Here is a 20,883-nt window from a genome sequence, read left to right on the forward strand (position 1 = left end):
CGTTGCAGATGTCCTCCTGCACCACCACAGTGCCGAACTCCGTCCGGAACAGTCGGCCGGTCCCCCCACGGCCGGCGCGGACCCGCGTCCGGTGTCACGTCACCCGCCTGGCCGGTCGGCCGGTGCCGGCGCGTTCGGCGTCGTGACGGCTGCGCACCGCCGACAATGGGCTGACCGACCCAGGGAGTGCCGATGAACCGACCTGTCGTGGTGGGCGTGGACGGATCGCCGTCCAGCCTCGTCGCCGCGGAGCACGCCGCCCACGCCGCGCTGCTCCGGTCCCGGACGCTGCGCCTGGTGCACGGCTACCTGCACCCCTTCGGCTACGGCGTGCCGCTCAACCCGTACGACATCGGGGTGCCGGCGCCCTCCGAGGAGGCGCAGAAGATGCTGGAACGTACCGCCGCGGAGCTGGCCGACCGGTGGCCCGGCCTGGCCGTCGAGGTACGCCAGGTCGCCGGCGGCCCCGGCATCACCCTGATCGAGGAGTCCCGCCAGGCCGACCTCGTCGTGGTGGGCAGTCGAGGGCTGGGCGGCTTCGCCGGGCTGCTGCTCGGCTCGGTCGGCACGCAGGTGGCCGCTCACGCGCACTGCCCGGTGCTGGTGGTCCGCCCCGACGAACAGCCGATCCCGGTGGACGCCCCGGTGCTCGTCGGCGTCGACGGGTCCGAGTCGTCCCGGCTCGCCGCGGGCTACGCGGCCGACGAGGCGGCGCTGCGGGAGGTGCCGCTCGTACTGGTGCACGTCGGCCCGCCGCAGCAGGGCCGGACGGTGCCGGAGGAGATCGAGGAGTCGCAGGCCGCGTACCAGGCCGACACGGTACGGCTGCTCGCCGACGTCTCCACCGCGGTCCGCGCCGAGCATCCCGACCTCGTGGTGCGCGAGCACCCGGTCCGGGCGGACGGCGCGGCCCGAGGGCTCATCGAGGCCAGCGGCGGCGCGTCGCTGCTGGTCGTGGGCACCCGGGGCCGGGCCGGGTTCACCGGGATGCTGCTCGGTTCGGTCAGCCAGGCGGCGATCCAGCACGCGCACTGCCCGGTGCTGGTCGCCCACCCGTATCCGGTCAGCTGACCGGCGCGTCGTCTCCTCGGCCGAGCATCTGCAGGAAGTCGGTGGTGAGGGCGAACGGGTCGGCGGGGCCGCCGTTCGGCGGCCGACGCTCGATCTGGTCGGCCAACTCCCCGGCGGCACGCCGGATCCGGGCACGCAACGCGCCGTCGGCGGTGCCGTCGGACCAGTCCTCCGGAGCGGCGAAGACCGCTGTCGGGACGACCACCGACCGAAGGTAGGCGAACATCGGGCGGACGGCGTGCTCCAGTGCCAACGAGTGCCGGGCGGTGCCGCCGGTCGCGCCGATCAGCACCGGCCGGTCGACCAGCGACTCGGAATCCAACACGTCGAAGAAGGACTTGAACAGCCCGTTGTACGAGGCGCTGAAGATCGGGGTGACGGCGATGAGCCCGTCCGCCCCGGTCACCGTGTCGACGACCTCGCGCAGCGCTGCCGGCGCGAACCCGGTGAGCATGTTGTTCACCACGTCGTGGGCGTACTCGCGCAGGTCCACGACGTGCAGCTGCACGTCGGAGCCGCGCCGGACCAACTCGTCGCGGGTGGCCGCGGCGAGCTGGTCGGCGAGCAGCCGGGTCGACGAGGGCTGACTCAGCCCCGCCGAGATCACGGCCAGGGTGCGGTGAGTCATCGGGTCGCCCCCTCCGGCGCCTTGCCCGTCACGTCGTCGACGGCGTGCACTGTGCTGTCCTTGGCGCCGCCCGCGGCGGCGACCAGCGAGGCGTGCGTCGGCGCCGCCGGCACGTGCGCCGGACGTCTCGCGGCGAACTCCTTGCGCAGCACCGGCACGACCTCCTCGCCGAGCAGGTCGAGCTGCTCCAGCACGGTCTTCAGCGGCAACCCGGCGTGGTCCATCAGGAACAGCTGCCGCTGGTAGTCACCGACGTACTCCCGGAAGCCGAGCGTACGGTCGATGACCTGCTGCGGGCTGCCCACGGTCAGCGGGGTCTCCCGGGTGAAGTCCTCCAGCGACGGCCCGTGCCCGTAGACCGGGGCGTTGTCGAAGTAGGGCCGGAACTCCCGGACCGCGTCCTGCGAGTTGCGGCGCATGAACACCTGCCCACCGAGGCCGACGATGGCCTGGTCGGCGGAGCCGTGGCCGTAGTGCGCGTACCGCTGGCGGTAGAGCGCGATCATCCGCTGGGTGTGCTCCTTGGGCCAGAAGATGTGGTTGGCGAAGAAGCCGTCACCGTAGTAGGCGGCCTGCTCGGCGATCTCCGGGCTGCGGATCGAGCCGTGCCAGACGAACGGGGGCACGCCGTCGAGCGGGCGCGGCGTCGAGGTGAACGACTGCAGTGGGGTGCGGTACTTGCCCTTCCAGTCGACCACGTCCTCGCGCCACAGCCGGTGCAGCAGGTCGTAGTTCTCGATGGCCAGGGGGATGCCGGCGCGGATGTCCTTGCCGAACCACGGGTAGACCGGGCCGGTGTTGCCGCGGCCCATCATGAGGTCCACCCGGCCGTCGGAGAGGTGCTGGAGCATCGCGTAGTCCTCGGCGATCTTCACCGGGTCGTTCGTGGTGATCAGCGTGGTGGCGGTGGACAGCAGCAGCCGCTCGGTACGCGCCGCGATGTAGCCGAGCATGGTGGTCGGTGACGACGGCACGAACGGCGGGTTGTGGTGCTCGCCGGTGGCGAAGACATCCAGGCCGACCTCCTCGGCCTTCAACGCGATGGCGACCATCGCCTTGATCCGCTCACGCTCGGTCGGCTCCCGACCGGTGGTCGGATCGACCGTGACGTCACCGACGGTGAAGATTCCGAACTGCATGACCAGCTCCTCGCGTGTCAACCGGGTGCCGTCGTGGTACCCGGACGCAGCTCACAACTTATTTGACGACGCAACTATTCCGTCGGCGGTACGCCTCGCAGTGGCGCCGGTCACCTCCGTAAGCGGACATCAGGTCGATGGCCTCCCCTCGGTGTCGGCCCTCTCAGCCGCCCGCCACCGACGGCAGCACCTGCACCTCCGCGCCGTCCTCCACGGGGGTGGCCAGGCCACCGGAGTGCCGGCAGTCTTCCCCGTCGACGAAGACGTTGACGTAGCGGCGCAGCTCACCACGCTCGTCGCGGATGCGCCGGCCCAGCCGGGGGTGCGCGACGGCCATCTCGTCGAGGACCGCCCGCAGCGTCCCGGCGGCGGTGACGGTCAGCCGACTCGCGCCCCCGGCCTCGCCGCGCAGCGGGCCGGGCAGCAGCACGGTGACCACGCTCAGACCTCCGCGGCGCGGACGCAGAGCACGTCGGGCAGGTGCGCCGCGATCAGGGACCAGGAGTCACCCTCGTCGCGGCTGGCGAAGACCGAGCCGGAGCGGGTGCCGAAGTAGACCCCACCGGGGCTGGCGTCGTCGGTGCACATCGCGTCGCGCAGCACCGCCGGATAGAACGGGCCCTCGGGCAGCCCCACCGACAGCGGCTCCCACTTGCCGCCGGCGTCGACGGAACGGAACACCCGGCAGCGGTGGTCGGTCGGGAACCGCTCGCCGTCGGCCACCAACGGGAAGGTCCACACAGTGCCGCCGCGCCCCGGGTGGGCCACCATCGGGAAGCCGAAGTCGCTGGGCAGCCCGTCGGCGATCGAGGACCAGGTGCGCCCGTCGTCGTCGGAACGGTAGACGCCGTGGTGGTTCTGCGCGTACAGCCGCTCGGGGTTGGCCGCGTCCCGGGCGACCTTGTGCACGCACTGGCCGAACTCCGGCCACTCGTCGGGCATGAAGTAGGCGCGGATGCCGGTGTTGCCCGGCGCCCAGCTCGCGCCCGCGTCCTCCGAGCGGTAGACGCCGCCGGTGGACATGGCGACCAGCAGCCGAGCCGAGTCACGCGGGTGAGGCAGCACCGTGTGCACGGCCTGACCACCGAAGCCGCCCTCCCACTGCGGGCGGTGCGGATGGTCCCAGAGGGAACGGACCAGCTCGAAGCTGCGGCCACCGTCGGTGGACCTGAACAACGCGGAGGGCTCGGTGCCGGCCCAGACCACGTCCGGCTCGTCGGGGCCGGCCGGCGTCAACTGCCACACCCGGCCGAGGGAGACGCCGGTGTCGGCCGGAAACGCGACCGGCGCCTGGTCGGGCTCGTCCCAGGAAGCGCCGAGGTCGTCGCTGGTGGCGACGCTGGGGCCGAAGTGGGAGCTGGTCATGCCCGCGAGCAGCCGCGGGGTGGACCGACGGGTGTCGACGGCGACCGCGTAGACACCCGTCATCGGAAAGTGCGGACCGGTGATCTCCCAACTGCGCCGCTCGTCGGTGCTGGTGGCGAGAAACAATCCCTTGGCTGTGCCGATCGCGAGCAGTGTCGCCATGACGTCCTCCGAACCGTCGGTGAGCAGGTCCGGTGATTATGGCCACACCCTCCGACAACCCCCGCCGCCCACGCCGCGGGACGGTCAGCTTCGGACGCGCGGCACGTGCCGGCGGTACGCGCTGACCGTCGGGTCGCCGTCCAGCCAGAACCGCCAGGGCAGATCGTGCGCGCCGGTCACCCCGACCCGGGGACCCGCCACCACCGTCTCCGGCGGCACCGGATCGGCCGGCGGCCGCAGGCGGACCCGGCCGTCGCCGAGCAGGTCCGCCCCGTACGCCTCACGGTCGATGCCGAGCGCCGAGCAGAGCCGGGCGGGCCCGCGGGCCAGATCCACCTCCCGCCGGACGGCCGGCCGGCGCTCCCGTGCCGTGGCCAGCCCGTCGACCACCGCGCCGGCGCGCAGCAGCACGGCGGAAGCCTCCCCCTCGACCCCGGTGACCACGTTCACGCACCAGTGCATGCCGTAGGTGAAGTAGACGTAGGCGTGCCCGGCGGGGCCGAACATCACGGCGTTGCGCGGGGTGCGGCCCCGATGGGCGTGCGAGGCGGGATCGCCACCACTGCCCGCGTACGCCTCGACCTCGGTGATCCGGACGGTGACCCCGCCGGCGGACAGCCGGCAGCCCAGCAGCCCACGCGCCGCCGGCAGCACCGGACCGGCGAGCAGGTCCGCCAGCGCCGCCAGGTCGGTGTCGGTGCTGCGGTCACCGGACGACAGGGCCATGATTCCGACCGTACCCATCCCGGTTCCCCGGCACCCGGCCGGGCGCGCCGACCGCTGAGCGCCGGCCCGAACAAGGCTCACGTCGCACACCAGACAGTCGGCCGAACAGTGAAACCGGACCCTCGGTTCGGGAGTGTTCCCGATGTCGTCGCACGGGGCGACGACATCACGGGAGGAATTCACCATGACCGTACGGAGCATCCGGCTACCACTGATCGCCACCGGCCTGATCGCGGCAGCCGCGACCCTGGCCTTCACCCCGTCGGCCAGCGCGAGCGTCCCGCTGCGGGCCGCGGCGCAGGCCGACAACGCGGCGCTGCCCACGATCGCTGTCGGCGCAACGGGCAAGATCGAGGCGAACGGCGCGGCGGCGATCGTGCCGGTCAGCGTGACCTGCTCGAAGGCCCTCGAGTTCGACGTCACTGTCAAGGTCGCGCAGGCGGTCGGCCAGACGATGCGCGCGGGCACGACGGTTCGGAGGGTCACCTGCGCGGAGGGCACCCAGGAGGTGCGGGTCGCGGTGATCCCGGTCGAGCGTCCGTTCGCAGCGGGCGTCGCGTTCGGTGTGGTGACCGCGAGCCCCTGTGACCCGTACTGCACACCCATCTTCGGCGAGCGCCAGTTCAACCTGGTGCGCTGAGGCGTCGCCTGGCGGCACGGCATGCCCGTGCCGCCAGGCTTCAACATTCTGTTGACAATGAGGCGTTCATGCGATGTGCTCGGGGTATGACGACCGAGGATATCTTCACCGCGCCGGACCCGGGCCGGGCCCGCGCCCACCGCACCCACGAGGCATTGCAGCGGATCAGCGAACGGCACGCCGGCACCGACACGCGGCGGGGCCGGTGGGCCCACCCGTACGTGCTCGACCCGTGGGAGGCGGTCGCCCTGGTCACCGCGCTGGCCGCCGGCGGGGCCGAACGCGAACCCGCTGAGGAGCCGATCGACGCCGCCGACCTGACCGCCGCGCTGACCCTGCTGCCCCACGTCCGCGCCGAACTGGACGCCCTGGAGGCCGGCCTGCTGACGCTTGCCCGCGACCGAGGGCTGACCTGGCAGGCGATCGCGTACGGGCTGGGGTTGGGCAGCGCGCAGGCGGCCCGGCAGCGCTACGAGCGGGTCGCCGCCCGCTCGGCCGAGCAGACCTCCTGACGACCGCGCCCGTCGGACCGGCACGGCGCGTGTGCGCCAGCAGTCGGGCGGGCACACTGTGCGCACGACGAGGAGGCACCCATGGAGCGCGCGGAGATGCTGGCGTACTGCCTGGCCAAGCCGGGAGCGTGGCTGGACCAGCCGTGGGAGGGCGACGAGGTGGTGAAGGTGGGCAGCCGCATCTTCGCGTTCCTCGGCAGTGACAGCGGCAAGCCGACGGTCGGCATCAAGTGCGGGGCGACCCGGGAGGTGGCCGACGAGTGGCTGCACCGGCACCCCGACGACGCCAGCGTGATGGCCTACATCGGCCGATCCGGATGGAACACTCTGCGCCTCAACGGCGGAATCGACGACGACGAGCTGACCGAGGCTGTCGACTCGTCGTACGACATGGTGGTGGCCAAGCTCCCCAAGCGGGAGCGCCCGACGGCCTGAACCGCCGCGGCGCCGGCGGCAGGCGCCGACGCCACGGCACGGCTCAGCGCGGAACGACCCGCTCGGTGGCCCACTCCCGCCAGCCGGCCAGCCGGTCCGCCGCGGCGGCGAGCTGGTCGGCGACCGGGCCGGGGCCGGTGGAACCGGGGGTGGTCCGGGCCGCGAGAGCCGAACGGACCGAGAGCACGTCGCGCACCGACGGGTCGAGGTGCCCGCTGATCGTGGCCAGGTCCTCGTCGGAGACGTCGTTGAGCTCGCACTCCCGAGCAGCGCAGAGCGCCACCAACTGGCCGGTGATCTCGTGCGCGTCGCGGAACGGCACATTACGTCGGACCAGCCAGTCGGCGACCTCGGTGGCGAGGGAGAAGCCGACCGGGGCGGCGGCGACGAGGCGGTCCACCCGGACCGTCATCGTGGAGATCATTCCCGCCAGGGCCGGAAGCAGCAGCTCCAGGGTGTCGACCGCGTCGAAGGCCGGCTCCTTGTCCTCCTGCATGTCCCGGTCATAGGTCATCGGCAGGCCCTTGAGCATGGTGAGCACTGTCATCAGGCCGCCGACCAGACGCCCGGACTTGCCCCGGGCCAGCTCGGCGATGTCCGCGTTCTTCTTCTGCGGCATGATCGACGAGCCGGTGGCGAAGGAGTCGTCCAGCTCCACCCAGCCGAACTCGTGCGAGGTCCAGAGCACCACCTCCTCGCCGAGCCGGGACAGGTGCACCCCGATCAGGGCGGTGGTGAAGAGGAACTCGGCCACGAAGTCCCGGTCGGCGACGGCGTCCATCGAGTTGGCGAACGACGTACGGAAGCCCAACTCCTTGGCCACCGCCACCGGGTCCAGCGGGAGCCCCGAACCGGCCAGGGCGCCCGCGCCGAGCGGGCTGATCGCTGCCCGGTGGTCCCAGTCGCGCAGCCGTTCGAGGTCGCGCAGCAGCGGCTGCACGTGGGCGAGCAGCCAGTGCCCGAAGGTGACCGGCTGGGCGTGCTGGAGGTGGGTCATGCCCGGCGCGGCGGTGTCGATGTGCCGCTCGGCCTGCTCGACCAGCGCCTCCGCCAACTCGACCAGGCGGCTGGCCACGCCCCGGGCGTGGTCGCGCAGGTAGAGCCGCAGGTCGGTGGCGACCTGGTCGTTGCGGGACCGGCCGGCGCGCAGCTTGCCGCCGAGGCTGCCGAGACGCTCCAGCAGACCGCGCTCCAGCGCGGTGTGCACGTCCTCGTCGTCGATGGTGGGGCGGAACGTTCCGGAGGCGCAGGCGGCCTCCAGGTCGTCCAGCGCGGCCAGCATCCGGCCCAGTTCCTCCGGATCGAGCAGGCCGGCGCCGGCCAGGACCCGGGCGTGCGCCCGGGAACCGGCGATGTCGTACGGGGCCAGGCGCCAGTCGAACTGCACGCTCACCGACAGTCGGGCGAGCGCCTCGGCGGGGCCACCCGCGAACCGGCCACCCCAGAGGCTCGTCCGGTTGGTGGCGGCGCTGTTCTCGGTCAGGCTCTTGTCGTCCACGTCGCCCATCATTGCGTTGGTTGCCTTCCGCTCGCGACTGCGGGGCCCGCTTGCCGCGTTTGATCAGTCTTCGCGCTCACACGTGTCACTGTCCCCCACCGCCCAACCGGGCGTCCCGAGCCGCGGCCATCCGGCTCGGCAGCCCCCACAGCTGCACGAAGCCCTTCGCCAGGGACTGGTCGAAGGTGTCGCCGGTGTCGTAGGTGGCCATCTGGAAGTCGTAGAGGCTCGCCTCGGAGCGCCGGCCGGTCACCGTGGCCCGGCCGCCGTGCAGGATCATCCGCACCTCGCCGCTCACGTGCCGCTGCGCGTCGTCGATGAACGCGTCCAGCGACGCCTTCAGTGGCGAGAACCACAGCCCGTCGTAGACGAGTTCGCCCCAGCGCTGATCGACGCCCTTCTTGAACCGGGCCAGGTCCCGCTCGATGGTCACCGCCTCCAGCTCCTGATGGGCGGTGATCAGGGCGATCGCGCCGGGCGCCTCGTACACCTCGCGGCTCTTGATGCCGACCAGGCGGTCCTCGACCATGTCGAGCCGACCCACGCCCTGAGCGCCGGCGCGCCGGTTGAGCTCCAGGATCGCCTGGTACGGGGTGACCGTCTCACCGTCGATCGCCACCGGCACACCGCCGTCGAAGGTGATCACGACCTCGTCGGGGTCGCGCTCCTGGGTCGGGTCGGAGGTGTACGAGTAGAGGTCCTCGACGGGGGCGTTCCAGATGTCCTCCAGGAAGCCGGTCTCCACCGCGCGACCCCACAGGTTCTGGTCGATGGAGTACGGCGACCTGGCCGACACGTCGATCGGCAGCCCCTTCTCCTCGGCGAAGGCGATCGCCTTGTCCCGGGTCCAGGCGAAGTCCCGGGCCGGCGCGATGATCTTCAGGTCGGGGGCGAGCGCGTTCAGGCCCACCTCGAACCGGACCTGGTCGTTGCCCTTGCCGGTGCAGCCGTGCGACACGATCGTGCCGCCGTGCATGCGCGCCGCCGCCACCAGGTGCTTGACGATCAGCGGCCGGGACAGCGCCGACACCAGTGGGTAGCGGTCCATGTAGAGCGCGTTGGCCCGGATCGCCGGCAGGCAGTAGTCGGCGGCGAACTCGTCGCGCGCGTCCACCACCTCGGACTCGGCGGCGCCGCAGTCCAGGGCACGCTGCCGGATGGCGTCGAGATCCTCACCGCCCTGCCCGACGTCGACCGCGACCGCGATCACCTCGGCGCCGGTCTGCTCCGACAGGTACGGAATGGCGACGGAGGTGTCCAACCCGCCGGAGTACGCGAGCACGACCCGCTCGGTCATGACGTGGTGTTCCCTTCAGCGGTGTCGTCCCCGCGGGCCCAACCGGCGAGCTTGTCTCCGAGCGCGGCCCCGCCGACGGCCTCACGGGCCACGACGAGGATGGTGTCGTCGCCCGCGATGGTGCCGACGATCTCGGGCAGGCCCGCCCGGTCCAACGCGCTGGCCAGGTACTGGGCTGCGCCCGGCGGTGTCCGCAGCACGGCGATGTTGCCGCTGGAGTCGACCCCGTTGAGCAGTTCGCGCAGCAGCCGTACCAACCGGGCCGGCGCGGCTTCGGCGTCGCGCAACGGCCGCTGCCCGTCCTCGGGGATCAGGTAGACGGCCGGACCGTCGCCGCCGCGCACCTTGACCGCGCCCAACTCCTCCAGGTCCCGCGAGAGGGTGGCCTGGGTGACGCCGACCCCGTCGGCGGCGAGCAGATCCGCCAGCTCGGTCTGCGACCGGATCGGCCGGTCGCGGATCAGCTCCACGATCCGGGCGTGCCGGGCCGCGCGAGTCAGCGGCGCGGTCATCGCGGCCCTCCGGTGGCGGCATCGCCGGTCGCGGGCTCCAGCAGGAACGTCAGCAGCGCCTTCTGGGCGTGCAGCCGGTTCTCCGCCTGGTCGAAGACAGCGCTCTGCGGGCCGTCGAGCACCTCGTCGGTGATCTCCTCACCGCGGTGTGCGGGCAGGCAGTGCAGCACTATCGCGTCCGGTGCGGCCTGACCGAGCAGCTCCTTGTTGACCTGGTACGGCAGGAACGGGGTGATCCGGTCCAACCCGTCGGACTCCTGCCCCATCGACGTCCAGGTGTCGGTGGCCAGCACGTCGGCGTCACGTACCGCCTGGGCCGGGTCGGTCAGCACCCGCACCGACCCGCCGGTCTCCGCGGCGATCTCAGCGGCCCGTCGCACCACCGCCTCGTCCGGCGCGAACCCGGCTGGGCCGGCGATCCGCACGTGCATCCCGGCCGTCGCCCCGGCCAGCAGGTACGACTGCGCCATGTTGTTCGCGCCGTCCCCCACGTACGCCAGGGTGCGCCCGGCCGTGCCACCGCACCGCTCCCGGATGGTGAGCAGGTCGGCCAGCAGCTGGCACGGGTGGAAACCGTCGGTGAGCGCGTTGACCACCGGCACGGTCGCGCCCGCAGCCACCTCGGCGATCCGCTCGTCACCGTGTGTCCGCAGCACGATCGCCGCGACGTAGCGGGACAGCACCCGCCCCGCGTCGGCGAGCGACTCCCCGCGACCGAAGTGGGTGACCTGCGTGTCCACCACCAGGGGGTGCCCGCCCAGCTCGGCGATCCCGGCGTCGAACGAGATCCTGGTCCGCAGGCTCTGCTTGTCGAAGAGCACCGCGACCGAGCGGGGGCCGACCAGCGGCCGGTGGCCGAACCGGTCCGCCTTCATGCCCGCCGCCAGGTCAAGGACAGCGGACTGTTCAGCCGGCGAGAGGTCGTCGTCGCGCAGGAAGTGCCGGGTCATCGAGTCGTCCCCGTCGTGGTGGTCAGTGTGGCTGGTGCGGTCTGCGCGCCGGCAGCGGCCGGGGCGGTCGCGTCCAGTGCTGCGGGCAGCGCCGCGAGGAAGGTGTCCGCCTGGGCGGCGGTGAGGATCAGCGGTGGGGCCAGCCGGATCACACCCGGCTGCACCGGGTTGACCAGGAAGCCGGCTTCCCTCAGCGCCTCGGCCAGCACCGACGACACCGGCGCGGTGAGCGCCACACCGAGCAGCAGCCCGGACCCGCGTACCTCGCCGATCAGCGGGTGGCCCAGCGCCTCGATGCCGCGCCGCAACCGCTCGCCGACCCGCTTGACGTTGTCGAGCAGGCCCTCGTTGGCGATGGTCGCCACCACGGCGAGCGCCGCCGCGCAACTGACCGGGTTGCCGCCGAACGTGGTGCCGTGCGATCCGGGCGTGAGCAGGTCCGCGGCGGGGCCGAAGGCCAGCGTCGCACCGATGGGCAGACCGCCCCCCAGCCCCTTGGCCAGGGTGACCACGTCCGGTTCCACACCCTCGGCCTGGTGCGCGAACCAGTGCCCGGTACGCCCGACACCGGTCTGCACCTCGTCGAGGACCAGCAGCGCGCCGTGCCGGGCGGTGATCCGCCGGGCCTCGGCGAGGTAGCCGGCCGGCGGGACCAGCACGCCGTTCTCCCCCTGGACCGGTTCCAGGATCACCATGGCGGTCGCCTCGGAGACGGCCGCTTCAAGGGCGGCGACATCGCCGTAGTCGACGTGGGTCACCTCGCCGGGCAGCGGCCGGAACGGGTCGGCCTTGGCCGGTTGACCGGTCAGCGCCAGGGCGCCCATGGTGCGGCCGTGGAAGCCGCCCCTGGTGGCCACCACCTGGGTGCGGCCGGTGCGCCGGGAGAGCTTGAACGCCGCCTCGTTAGCCTCCGCGCCCGAGTTGGCGAAGAACACCCGGCCCGGTCGGCCGGCGAGCGCCAACAGCAGTTCGGCGAGGGCCACCGGCGGCTCGGCCACGTAGAGGTTGGAGACGTGCCCAAGGGTCGCGACCTGCTTCGACACCGCCGCCACCACCGCCGGGTGGGCGTGACCGAGGGCGTTGACCGCAATGCCACCCACCAGGTCCAGGTACTCCCGGCCGGCGTCGTCGACCACGACGGCGCCCTGACCGGAGACCAACGCCATCGGCGGCGTGCCGTAGTTGTCCATCATGGACTGCTTCCACCGCTGCGCCAACGTGCTCATGTCGCGTCCGTCCCGTCTCCCGGCACCACCATCGTTCCGAACCCTTCCGAGGTGAACACCTCAAGCAACGTGGAGTGCGCCACCCGGCCGTCGACGACGTGCGCGGCGGGCACTCCCCCACGCACCGCTCGCAGGCACGCCTCCATCTTCGGCACCATGCCCGACTCCAGGCTGGGCAGCAGCTTCGCCAGATCGTCCGCGACGATCTCGGAGACCAGGCTGCTGGTGTCCGGCCAGTCCGCGTACAGGCCGGCCACGTCGGTGAGCACGACCAGCTTGCGGGCCTGCAACGCGATGGCCAGCGCGGCGGCGGCGGTGTCCGCGTTGAGGTTGTGCAGCACCCCCTCCACGTCCGGCGCCACCGTGGAGATCACCGGAATCCGACCCGCCTCGATCAGGTCGGTCACCGCGGACACGTCGACCGACTCGACGTCCCCGACCTGACCCACGTCGACCGGCACCCCGTCCACGTACGCCGGACGCCGCACCGCGGTGAACAGCCGGGCGTCCTCGCCGGAGAGGCCGACGGCGTACGGGCCGTGCGAGTTGATCAGACCCACCAACTCCCGGCCCACCTGACCGACCAGCACCATCCGGACCACGTCCATCGCCTCGGCGGTGGTCACCCGCAGACCACCCCGGAACTCGCTGGCGATGCCGAGGCGACCCAGCATGGCGGAGATCTGCGGACCGCCGCCGTGCACCACCACCGGCTTCAGGCCGGCGTAACGCAGGAAGACCATGTCGGCCGCGAACGCCCGTTGCAACTCCGGCTCGGTCATCGCGTTGCCGCCGTACTTGACCACGACCGTCGAGCCGGTGAAGCGCGCCAACCAGGGCAACGCCTCGATCAACGTCTCCGCCTTGACCTGGGCACGAGCCAGATCGCTGCTCAGGCTCACCGCACCGGCCTTTCGTTCGCGACTGCGGGACTCCGCTGCGCTGCGTTCCTCGCGCTCATGTGGAGTACGCCGAGTTCTCGTGCACGTACGCGTGGGACAGATCGTTGGTCCAGATCGTGGCGGCCGACGCACCCGCGTGCAGGTCGATCCGGATGGTCACGTCCCGCCCGGTCAGGTCGACCGTCGAGCGGTCCTCGGCCGCGGCGCCGCCCCGGCACACCCACACCCCGTTGACCGCCACGTCCACCTCGTCCGGCTCGAACGCGGCGGCGGTGGTGCCGACGGCGGCGAGGATCCGACCCCAGTTCGGGTCGTTGCCGAACAGCGCCGTCTTGACCAGGTTGTTACGGGCCACCGTACGGCCCACCTCGACCGCCTCGTCCTCGTCCGCCGCGCCGACCACGTCGATGGTGATCTGCTTGGTGGCGCCCTCGGCGTCGGCCACCAACTGCTGGGCCAGGTCGTGACAGGCCGCGGTGACGGCGGCGGCCAGCTCGGCCGGCGTCGGCTCGATGCCGCTCGCGCCGCTGGCCAGCAGCAACACCGTGTCGTTCGTTGACATGCAGCCGTCGGAGTCGACCCGGTCGAAACTGACCCGGGTGGCCGCCCGCAACGCCTCGTCCAACGTCGCCGGCCCGGCCACCGCGTCGGTGGTCAACACGCAGAGCATGGTGGCCATCCCGGGCGCGAGCATCCCCGCGCCCTTGGCCATGCCGCCGACCGTCCAGCCGCTCCCCCGGGTCACAGTGGTCTTCGGCCGGGTGTCCGTGGTCATGATCGCCTCGGCGGCGGCCGGGCCACCGTCGCGGGACAGCCGTCGGATCGCCGAGCGGACGCCCGGCAGCAGCTTCGGCATCGGCAGCCGCTCGCCGATGAGGCCGGTCGAGCAGACCGCCACATCACCGGCGCCGAGGATCAACCGGGGGCTGACCGAGGTCAGCACGGCGGCGGTGTGCTCGGCGGTGGCGTGCGTGTCCTGGAAGCCGGCCGGACCGGTGCAGGCGTTGGCGCCACCGGAGTTGAGCACCACGGCGCGGACCACACCGCCCTGCACGACCTGCTGGGTCCAGAGCACCGGCGCGGCCCTGACCCGGTTGGTGGTGAAGACACCGGCGACACCGGCGTCCGGGCCGTCGTTGACCACCAGGGCCACGTCCGCGCCGCCGCCGGCCTTGAGGCCGGCGGCCACACCGGCCGCCCGGAATCCCCGAGGGGCGGTGACACTCAAGGGGTGACCCCCCAGATCGACAGGCCCGTCGTCTCCGGCAGGCCGAGCATCAGGTTGGCGTTCTGCACGGCCTGACCGGCCGCGCCCTTGCCCAGGTTGTCCAACGCGCTGACCACGATCAGACGACCCGAGTCGACGTCGACGGTGGCCTGCAGGTGACACGAGTTGGAGCCGAGGGTCGCGGCCGTGTGCGGCCAGCGACCCTCAGGCAGCACGTGCACGAACGACGCGTCCGCGTACGCCCGGGCCAGCACCTCCTGCGGGTCGGCGCCACGCGCCGGCACCGCTGTGACGGTGGCCAGGATGCCGCGCGGCATCGGCGCCAGAACCGGGGTGAACGACAGCCCGGTCGCGCCGGTGGCCTGCTTGATCTCCGGGACGTGCTGGTGGGTGCCCACCCGGTACGGCGACAGGTCGCCCATCACCTCGCTGGCCAACAGGTGCGCCTTGGCCGCCCGGCCCGCGCCGGAGGTGCCGGAGGCGGCGACCACCACCACGTCGGCGGGGTTGGCCGCGCCGTCGGCGATCAGCGGCGCGAGCGCCAGGGTGATCGCTGCGGCGTAGCAACCGGTGTTCGCCACCCGGGTGGAGCCGGCGATCAGCTCCCGCTGACCGGGCAACTCGGGCAGGCCGTAGGTCCACTGCCCGGCGTGCGTGCCGCCGTAGTACTGCGCCCAGGCGTACGGGTCGGCCAGCCGGTGGTCGGCACCCAGGTCGACGATCCGCACCTCGGCCGGGAGCTGGGCCGCGAGAGCCGCCGACTGGCCGTGCGGCAGGGCGAGGAACACCAGGTCCGCATCGGCCAGGATCGCCGGATCGGTCTCGCCGAGCACCAGGTCGAGCCCGGTGAGCTGCGGGTGCACCACGTCGACGCGGTGCCCGGCCTGGCTGTGCGCGGTGGCGGCGACCAGGTCGAACTCCGGGTGCCCGGCGATCAGGCGCAGCAGCTCGCCCCCGGCGTACCCGCTCGCACCGGCGACCGCGACTCGGATCCCCATACTCACCTCCGCATGACTATGCAGCGAAGGCTAGCAGCAGGACGCGATGACTGCAATTTTATGTGAAGCACTGCATGAAAGTGCAGCCGGTGGGTGCGCTGGGATGACGGTCGAAGAAGTACGGCAGCCAACGCCGACAGAACGCGCCGAACGGCCGGACCGCCGGACAGACCCGCCGGTTGAGGCCGGACAGGGACACCACGTCCCGCCGGTCGGCCTGGTTGAACAGGCCGATGGTGACGTCGAAGACCCCTCGTTGCACGGCTGCCTGGACACCTGCGGCCAGAATATCCGCATCCACCTCGTCGACGGTGGCGTCCCGCCTCAGCAACTCGCCGGCCACGGCCGGCAACAGGTTGTTGCTGATGACCGTGATCAGTTTCGGGTTCGGCGCGAGATCGACGACTGACGACGAGTAGCCCGAGACGTTGACGAAGGCCTCGGTGAAGGGCAGCAGGACCTTCGCCGTGCCCCAACCGTCGACCAGTTCCGCCGCCGACCGCGACACCTCGGAGACCAGGTACAGGTGGGTGGCGAGGACGGCGTACCGGACCCGCGGATCAGCGGCCAGCAACTGCGCGATCCGGAACTCCTCAGCGTTGAAACAGAGCCGGGCGAGCATGTACACGCGGGCCAACTCCCGCGCCTCGGCGGTCGTCAACAACACCTCGGCCGACCCCGCCCCCTGCGCGGGACCGCCCGGCCACGGCCGGCGCGAGCGCCGGCCCTCCTCGCCCGCGAGGCCGATCGCGTCGTCAAGCGTCGAGAGGATGCGCTCGGCCGGCAGCGGTACGGCGTCCGGGCCGCCCCGACACCGTCGGGCAAGGTCCGGCCAGTGCGTCGACAAGCGGGTCATGACATCCCGGCACGCCTCGGCGTGAGACTGGCCCCGTCGTGACGCGAGCCGCTCGATGCCGCGGAGCAGGTGCGCGGCCGGCGAGCCCGGGGTGGTCTCCTCGCGTAGCCGAGCGACAGCGTCCGGCAGGCTCCGGCCGGCCGTCAGCCCGAAGTAACCGTCGAGGGTGTCGAGATCGGCAGCGCCGAAGCGCACCGCCACCGACTTCCCGGCCACGACCCGCTCCCAGTAGTACGCGCTGAGCGCGGCGGGATCCGCCAGCAGCGCGCCGAGGTCGCCGGACTCCGGCGAGGGTCGCCCCGGCGGCAACACACCCCGCAGCAGCATGCGAACGAAATCGTCGTTGCGCGCGGTCACCTCGGCTGAAGCGGCCTGAAACCAGACCTCGGATGCCAGCTTGGCGGTCTGCCTCTCCTCGTTCACGGATTCGAGATAGGTGTCCAGCTTCTCCTTCTCCGGATGCGCCGGGCATCGTTCGCCCAGCGAGGGAGCCGCCAACCGGATGTACATCCCGAACAACTCGCCGGTGATTTCGCGACCCGGGGCGCCCAGGTCGAAAAGGTCGTCGGCCAGCACCGAGCCGAGGGCACCGAACACACACCCGGTGGCCAGGGACGCGTCGTCGGCGATGTCAGCGGCCGCGACGCACAGATCGACGATGAAACGTCGCAGGGACAGCGCGGCCGCGTTCCCGTCGGTCGAACCCCAGACCGGGCCGGCGGGCCGGGACGCGACCGCCGTCGACAGGAGCTGCCGCAGAGCTACCAGCGCGTCGTGCAGCTCATCGGCGAGTTCGCTGACCGGCCGGCGTGGCGCCGCGGACTCCGCGAGCAGGACCGCACCGAGGTCGTGCCGCGTGACGATGTCCTGGATGTGCTCCGGCGTCATCTCCCGGATCACGATCCGCGCCCGCTTGCGCACCTCCTCCCGCAGGTCGGTGTAGAGCGGCATGTTGAGGGCGCCCTGCAGGTCGTACTGCATGCGCAGGACGAGGCGCTGCGCGATGGGCGTGTCGTCGTCGACGGCCGAGGCCAGCGTGGCGCGGCGCAGTCGGTCGAGGGAGACGCCCGCGCTCTGCCGCTCGTACCAGGCGCGGAAACCCTCGTCGCGCAGGAGATGCCGGTCCGGGTCGACGACGAAACCGGGCCGGGACGCGGCGGCCGCGAGCGCCGCGACGACCCGTGGCATCTCGTCGGCGAGAAGCTCCAGGAAGGAACGCCCGTCCCCGGTCGCCAACAGGAACCGGTCGAGAGCCGACCCCGGAAGGTCATTGGCACCGAGGAAGCCGGTGCCCTCGTCGGTCCGGTGGAACGCCGCCATGATCGCGCTGCGTGGCCCGCCGGCGGACGTACGGTACCGGTGATGGACCAGCCGACTCGCGGCGAAGATCGTGTGACACGGTGCCGGGATGTCCTCAAGGTGGACGACTCGCGGGAGGCCGTCGTCGAAGAAACGGGACTGGGCGGCGAGCGCCTCGTCCACCCGGGCCTGCGAGGGGAAGATGCAGCTGTCCTCGTCGCTCCACACGGTGCCGTCGTCGTCCACGTAGCACTGGCGCAGGAGCCGATTCGTGCGGGGCAGGTAGGTGAGCCCCTGCCCCGAGGGCCCTCGACCGGTGCCCATCGTCCAGGTGACGATCACCTTGAACTCGTCCATGAAGGGGCTGTTGTCGACGTGCAGGGTGTTGTCCCGCGCCACGACGTCGAGGGGCTGCGTGTCCTTGGCGCGCAAGTCGATGATCTTCACGGGCCCGCCGAGGGCGTGCGCGACGAGAGCGACCAGCAGCGGATGGGAGAACGCCTCCCGGAAGTCCGGGTGCTCGACCAGGGAGCCCGCGTCGGCGACGTTCAGGTAGTTGTGCAGCGAGCCACGGCTGCCCCTGGTGTCGATCGCCGAGTCGTACACCCGCCGCGCGCTGTCGAAACGCTCGGGTGGGACGAGCCCGGCGAAGCTGAGGGCACCCTCGGCCGCGAGGTTCCCGCTCAGCGACGTGAAGGTGTTCCGCAGGAGCGGGCCGTCCGCCCCCGCCCGGCAGGCTCTGTCGACCATCGCTTCGATCTCGCGGCGGAACCTCGTGGCTTCCCGCTCCCGTCGCAGTTGCCGATAGGACGCGGGGCTGGCCAGCTCGTCAGCCGGGACGAGCGGCGCGTACCGAGGACTCATGTCGCCGGACTCCCGACCACCAACGTCGACTGGGTGAGATCCGGGTAGTGCTCCAGGCGGGCCAGTGCCCGTTGGACCTCTTCCACGGCGCTCACGTTCCCGCACTGACCGTACGCCTGCTCGAGCTGACCCAGGATCGTCCGGACGGAACGGAAGTTGCCGAGGGACTCCTCCACCCGCCAGGCCCGCTCCAGCCAGGTGCAGCCCTCCTCCACCTCGCCCGACCGCAGGCCGGTCGCGCCGAGCAGACGCAGGGCCAGAGCCCTGCCGTAGTCGTTGCCGCGCTCCTCGCACATGGCGAGGCTGCGCAGGCCGAGCCCCCGGGCCCACGAATGGTGGCCCGTTTCGTTCAGGGCTCGCGCCGCGTCGTACAGACCCCGGGCCTCGCGGACGACGTTGTTGCCGCTTCTCGATTCCCGGGCCGCGCGCAACCCCCAGCGGAGCGCCTCCCGGTGGTCACCCGACCGGAGGCAGAGCTCGGCCATGGCGTGATGTGACGACGCCCGACCCGAATCGTCGCCGGACGCCGCGTCCAGCGCGATGGAGGCGCGCAACTGCTCCTTCGCCGGCTCAAGCTGGCCGATGTCCGCGAGGGCCCGTCCCAGTGCGCGTCGGGACAGCGCCTCCATCGCCGGGTCACCGGCGGCCGCCGCAGCGACAGCCTCCCGCTGGACGGACAGCGTTCGCGTGACGTCCTGTCGCCAGTAGAGGAACGTGTTGACCGCCCGCGCGAACCGGGTGATGAAGGCGAAGTCGTCGTCGGCCCGGGCCTCCTCGATGAGGTAGGTCATGGACGCGGTGATCGACTCGAACCAGGAGAGGGCCTGCGCCACCGTGAGACTGACCGATCCGACGACCGCCAGCAGCTCCTGGTCCACCGGCAGGGAGTCCCGGTGCGGATCGATGGCGCGATCGGCGGCGTAGCTCAACGCCAGGTACACGGTGCGGATGCGGCGCGCGGTCAGCTCCCGCTCGGCGGGTTCCAGCACCTGCCCGAGCGTCTCCGCGAGATAGGCCTTCATCAGGTCGTGGAAGCGGTAACGGCCAGGGCTGATCTCGTCGATGAGGGATGCCAGGCACAGCGCTTGAAGAGTGCGGTCACACACCCGCCTGGGCTGGCCGAGGACGAGGCACAGCACCGCGACCGAGCATTCGTTGCTGGGCAGCATGGACGCGACGTAGAGGACCTTCGCCGTCGCCGCGTCGAGGTCGTCCAGTGACCAGGAGATGACGCGTCCGACCTCGATACCCAGACCGGCGTCGTCGAGGAAGCGAAGTGGGCTCTGCTCCTCCTCGATGCCCCTCGCCGCGTCGTCGATCGTCCACGTGGTCTGGATGGCGAGCTTCGCCGAGACGATCGCCAGCGCCAACGGGTGCCCCTCCAGAAGCTGCACGATGCGCCGGGCCGCGGCCTGCTCCCGTTCGACGCGGACGAACCCCACACGTTCGGCGATGAGCTCCACCCCCTCGTCGAGGGTCAGCAACGGAAGTTTGATGACCCGGGCGTCGTGACGAACGCTCATCTCGGGGATCGCCCGGCGGCTGGTCACCACCAACACCGACCCGAAGCCGGGCACCAGGTCCCGAACCTGCTCGTAGGAACCGACGTTGTCCACGATGACGAGGCACCTCCGGCCTGCGGTGACGGCGCGGAAGACGCCGCCCCACTCCGCCTCGTCGTCAGGAAGGTCGGACCGGTTGATCCCCAGCGTGGCCAGGAAGCTACGCAGGGCGTCCCGGGCTTCGATGCGCGGTGTGCCGGAGTACGCGCGCATGTCGACGAAGAACTGCCCGTCGGGATATTCGGCGATGCGCGAGTTGGCCCAGGCGACCGCGAGGGTGGTCTTTCCCGAGCCGGCCAACCCCCAGAGCATGCAGCAGCGCGAGCCCGGCGTTGTCGTCGCCTCGTCCATCTCGTGCAGCAGGTGGTGCCTGCCGACGATCCGACCGATTCCACCCGGGAGCATGTGCGGTGGCTCGGGCACGCGCGCGGCAGTGCGCGGCTGCTCGACGTAGATCGCGCCGGAGGTGCCCACCTGGAGGACCTGGTGCGCCAACAGGCCCTCGGCCACGTTGTGCGACGAGCTTCCGGAGGCGGGCTCCATGTCGGTCACCTTCCGGCTACATCGTGATGTCGCCGACGCGCTGGGCCTGCACCAGCTTGCCCACGTTGCTGGAGGCCACCACGTTCGTGCTGCCAGCCGGCGTCGCCCCCTGCCGAAGCTCCCGCAGGAACTGCGGATCCTCGGCCGCGAGACGGGCCAGAAGCGCACGGAGCTGAGCCACGTCGTCTGCCGAGGCGTCGCCCCGCGTGACTCGGTCCAGGGATTCGAGCATCCCCGCCGGCTCGTCCCCGCGGACGAATCGCCGCCGGATCATGTCGACGAGAGCCGCCCCGGACCCCTCGGCAATCTTGACGAGCGCCCCGGCGACAATTGCCTCGATCATGCGCTGCTCCTTGACCTGAAGGCCTGCGACAGGCGTCGGCGCTCACCCCTTCGCCAGGCAAGGCTACCGATTCGTGTCGACCTCGGAAAGGCTCGTGAGACGGTCGGCAACGTCGACGCGGAGCCCT

General features: G+C 71.8%; 20 protein-coding genes. 4 read left to right on the forward strand and 16 right to left on the reverse strand.

Annotated features, from left to right (window positions below):
* The first annotated feature begins 186 nt into the window (after nucleotides 1–186).
* Nucleotides 187–1,071: a universal stress protein gene (locus tag AB0B48_RS15360; RefSeq protein WP_357201277.1), complete on the forward strand. Its 885-nt coding sequence runs from the start codon at nucleotides 187–189 to the stop codon at nucleotides 1,069–1,071.
* Here the strand turns inward: AB0B48_RS15360 and AB0B48_RS15365 are convergent.
* The 5 genes from AB0B48_RS15365 to AB0B48_RS15385 form a co-directional block, all read right to left on the reverse strand.
* Nucleotides 1,064–1,699: an FMN reductase gene (locus AB0B48_RS15365; protein WP_357201280.1), complete on the reverse strand. Its 636-nt coding sequence runs from the start codon at nucleotides 1,697–1,699 to the stop codon at nucleotides 1,064–1,066. The two genes, AB0B48_RS15360 and AB0B48_RS15365, sit on opposite strands and share 8 nt — an antisense overlap.
* Nucleotides 1,696–2,838, reverse strand: coding sequence for an LLM class flavin-dependent oxidoreductase (locus tag AB0B48_RS15370; protein WP_355009150.1), 1,143 nt, complete (start codon nucleotides 2,836–2,838; stop codon nucleotides 1,696–1,698). Before AB0B48_RS15370 ends, AB0B48_RS15365 begins: the two co-directional genes overlap by 4 nt.
* A 163-nt stretch (nucleotides 2,839–3,001) precedes the next feature.
* Nucleotides 3,002–3,277 (reverse strand): ubiquitin-like small modifier protein 1, encoded by a 276-nt coding sequence (locus tag AB0B48_RS15375; protein WP_357201284.1) that lies wholly within the window; start codon nucleotides 3,275–3,277, stop codon nucleotides 3,002–3,004.
* A 2-nt stretch (nucleotides 3,278–3,279) separates the two neighbouring features.
* Nucleotides 3,280–4,365: an exo-alpha-sialidase gene (locus tag AB0B48_RS15380; RefSeq protein ID WP_357201287.1), complete on the reverse strand. Its 1,086-nt coding sequence runs from the start codon at nucleotides 4,363–4,365 to the stop codon at nucleotides 3,280–3,282.
* Nucleotides 4,366–4,449: 84 nt separating this feature from the next.
* Nucleotides 4,450–5,091, reverse strand: a complete 642-nt coding sequence (locus AB0B48_RS15385) for a DNA-3-methyladenine glycosylase (protein WP_357201290.1) — start codon at nucleotides 5,089–5,091, stop codon at nucleotides 4,450–4,452.
* 184 nt (nucleotides 5,092–5,275) lie between these two features.
* Here AB0B48_RS15385 and AB0B48_RS15390 point away from each other — a divergent pair, with 184 nt between their 5' ends.
* The 3 genes from AB0B48_RS15390 (at nucleotide 5,276) to AB0B48_RS15400 (ending at nucleotide 6,678) form a co-directional block, all read left to right on the forward strand.
* Nucleotides 5,276–5,731 carry a hypothetical protein gene (locus tag AB0B48_RS15390; RefSeq protein ID WP_357201293.1) on the forward strand — a complete coding sequence of 152 codons (456 nt, stop codon included), beginning with the start codon at nucleotides 5,276–5,278 and terminating at the stop codon, nucleotides 5,729–5,731.
* Between the two features lie 86 nt (nucleotides 5,732–5,817).
* Nucleotides 5,818–6,243: a DNA-binding protein gene (locus AB0B48_RS15395; RefSeq protein WP_357201296.1), complete on the forward strand. Its 426-nt coding sequence runs from the start codon at nucleotides 5,818–5,820 to the stop codon at nucleotides 6,241–6,243.
* Nucleotides 6,244–6,324: 81 nt separating this feature from the next.
* Nucleotides 6,325–6,678 (forward strand): MmcQ/YjbR family DNA-binding protein, encoded by a 354-nt coding sequence (locus AB0B48_RS15400; RefSeq protein ID WP_357201299.1) that lies wholly within the window; start codon nucleotides 6,325–6,327, stop codon nucleotides 6,676–6,678.
* Between the two features lie 43 nt (nucleotides 6,679–6,721).
* Here the strand turns inward: AB0B48_RS15400 and argH are convergent, their stop codons facing one another.
* The 11 genes from argH to AB0B48_RS15455 form a co-directional block, all read right to left on the reverse strand.
* Nucleotides 6,722–8,185, reverse strand: coding sequence for an argininosuccinate lyase (gene argH / locus AB0B48_RS15405; protein WP_357201303.1), 1,464 nt, complete (start codon nucleotides 8,183–8,185; stop codon nucleotides 6,722–6,724).
* A 76-nt stretch (nucleotides 8,186–8,261) separates the two neighbouring features.
* Nucleotides 8,262–9,473 (reverse strand): argininosuccinate synthase, encoded by a 1,212-nt coding sequence (locus AB0B48_RS15410; RefSeq protein WP_357201306.1) that lies wholly within the window; start codon nucleotides 9,471–9,473, stop codon nucleotides 8,262–8,264.
* A complete protein-coding gene (locus AB0B48_RS15415; RefSeq protein ID WP_357201309.1) occupies nucleotides 9,470–9,985 on the reverse strand; it encodes an arginine repressor in 516 nt (171 codons plus the stop codon). The genes AB0B48_RS15410 and AB0B48_RS15415 overlap by 4 nt, the downstream gene beginning before the upstream one ends.
* Complete coding sequence (gene argF / locus AB0B48_RS15420) at nucleotides 9,982–10,935, reverse strand: ornithine carbamoyltransferase (RefSeq protein ID WP_357201312.1); 954 nt, start codon at nucleotides 10,933–10,935, stop codon at nucleotides 9,982–9,984. The genes AB0B48_RS15415 and argF overlap by 4 nt, the downstream gene beginning before the upstream one ends.
* The gene (locus AB0B48_RS15425; RefSeq protein ID WP_357201315.1) at nucleotides 10,932–12,161 is read right to left on the reverse strand and encodes an acetylornithine transaminase; all 1,230 of its coding nucleotides are present in this window, start codon (nucleotides 12,159–12,161) and stop codon (nucleotides 10,932–10,934) included. The genes argF and AB0B48_RS15425 overlap by 4 nt, the downstream gene beginning before the upstream one ends.
* Nucleotides 12,158–13,063: an acetylglutamate kinase gene (gene argB / locus AB0B48_RS15430; protein WP_357201318.1), complete on the reverse strand. Its 906-nt coding sequence runs from the start codon at nucleotides 13,061–13,063 to the stop codon at nucleotides 12,158–12,160. Before argB ends, AB0B48_RS15425 begins: the two co-directional genes overlap by 4 nt.
* Nucleotides 13,064–13,118: 55 nt before the next feature.
* Nucleotides 13,119–14,291, reverse strand: coding sequence for a bifunctional glutamate N-acetyltransferase/amino-acid acetyltransferase ArgJ (gene argJ, locus AB0B48_RS15435; RefSeq protein ID WP_357201321.1), 1,173 nt, complete (start codon nucleotides 14,289–14,291; stop codon nucleotides 13,119–13,121).
* Entirely contained in the window at nucleotides 14,288–15,289 is a 1,002-nt protein-coding gene (gene argC / locus AB0B48_RS15440; RefSeq protein ID WP_357201324.1) for an N-acetyl-gamma-glutamyl-phosphate reductase, read from the reverse strand. The genes argJ and argC overlap by 4 nt, the downstream gene beginning before the upstream one ends.
* A gap of 58 nt (nucleotides 15,290–15,347) precedes the next feature.
* The gene (locus AB0B48_RS15445) at nucleotides 15,348–18,308 is read right to left on the reverse strand and encodes a hypothetical protein (RefSeq protein WP_357201327.1); all 2,961 of its coding nucleotides are present in this window, start codon (nucleotides 18,306–18,308) and stop codon (nucleotides 15,348–15,350) included.
* The gene (locus AB0B48_RS15450; RefSeq protein ID WP_357201330.1) at nucleotides 18,305–20,413 is read right to left on the reverse strand and encodes an NB-ARC domain-containing protein; all 2,109 of its coding nucleotides are present in this window, start codon (nucleotides 20,411–20,413) and stop codon (nucleotides 18,305–18,307) included. The genes AB0B48_RS15445 and AB0B48_RS15450 overlap by 4 nt, the downstream gene beginning before the upstream one ends.
* A gap of 16 nt (nucleotides 20,414–20,429) precedes the next feature.
* The gene (locus AB0B48_RS15455) at nucleotides 20,430–20,756 is read right to left on the reverse strand and encodes a hypothetical protein (protein ID WP_357201333.1); all 327 of its coding nucleotides are present in this window, start codon (nucleotides 20,754–20,756) and stop codon (nucleotides 20,430–20,432) included.
* Nucleotides 20,757–20,883: the final 127 nt, after the last annotated feature.

It is taken from the genome of Micromonospora sp. NPDC049089 (genome assembly GCF_040648775.1).
Classification (GTDB): Bacteria; Actinomycetota; Actinomycetes; order Mycobacteriales; family Micromonosporaceae; genus Micromonospora.

Excerpts from the sequence above, each read along its gene's own strand:
- AB0B48_RS15365 (WP_357201280.1), bottom strand. The coding sequence starts at position 1,699 with ATGACTCACCGCACCCTGGCCGTGATCTCGGCGGGGCTGAGTCAGCCC.
- AB0B48_RS15370 (WP_355009150.1), bottom strand. The coding sequence starts at position 2,838 with ATGCAGTTCGGAATCTTCACCGTCGGTGACGTCACGGTCGATCCGACC.
- AB0B48_RS15380 (WP_357201287.1), bottom strand. The coding sequence starts at position 4,365 with ATGGCGACACTGCTCGCGATCGGCACAGCCAAGGGATTGTTTCTCGCC.
- AB0B48_RS15385 (WP_357201290.1), bottom strand. The coding sequence starts at position 5,091 with ATGGCCCTGTCGTCCGGTGACCGCAGCACCGACACCGACCTGGCGGCG.
- AB0B48_RS15390 (WP_357201293.1), top strand. The coding sequence starts at position 5,276 with ATGACCGTACGGAGCATCCGGCTACCACTGATCGCCACCGGCCTGATC.
- AB0B48_RS15395 (WP_357201296.1), top strand. The coding sequence starts at position 5,818 with ATGACGACCGAGGATATCTTCACCGCGCCGGACCCGGGCCGGGCCCGC.
- AB0B48_RS15400 (WP_357201299.1), top strand. The coding sequence starts at position 6,325 with ATGGAGCGCGCGGAGATGCTGGCGTACTGCCTGGCCAAGCCGGGAGCG.
- argH (WP_357201303.1), bottom strand. The coding sequence starts at position 8,185 with ATGGGCGACGTGGACGACAAGAGCCTGACCGAGAACAGCGCCGCCACC.
- AB0B48_RS15410 (WP_357201306.1), bottom strand. The coding sequence starts at position 9,473 with ATGACCGAGCGGGTCGTGCTCGCGTACTCCGGCGGGTTGGACACCTCC.
- AB0B48_RS15415 (WP_357201309.1), bottom strand. The coding sequence starts at position 9,985 with ATGACCGCGCCGCTGACTCGCGCGGCCCGGCACGCCCGGATCGTGGAG.
- argF (WP_357201312.1), bottom strand. The coding sequence starts at position 10,935 with ATGACCCGGCACTTCCTGCGCGACGACGACCTCTCGCCGGCTGAACAG.
- AB0B48_RS15425 (WP_357201315.1), bottom strand. The coding sequence starts at position 12,161 with ATGAGCACGTTGGCGCAGCGGTGGAAGCAGTCCATGATGGACAACTAC.
- argC (WP_357201324.1), bottom strand. The coding sequence starts at position 15,289 with ATGGGGATCCGAGTCGCGGTCGCCGGTGCGAGCGGGTACGCCGGGGGC.
- AB0B48_RS15445 (WP_357201327.1), bottom strand. The coding sequence starts at position 18,308 with ATGAGTCCTCGGTACGCGCCGCTCGTCCCGGCTGACGAGCTGGCCAGC.
- AB0B48_RS15450 (WP_357201330.1), bottom strand. The coding sequence starts at position 20,413 with ATGGAGCCCGCCTCCGGAAGCTCGTCGCACAACGTGGCCGAGGGCCTG.
- AB0B48_RS15455 (WP_357201333.1), bottom strand. The coding sequence starts at position 20,756 with ATGATCGAGGCAATTGTCGCCGGGGCGCTCGTCAAGATTGCCGAGGGG.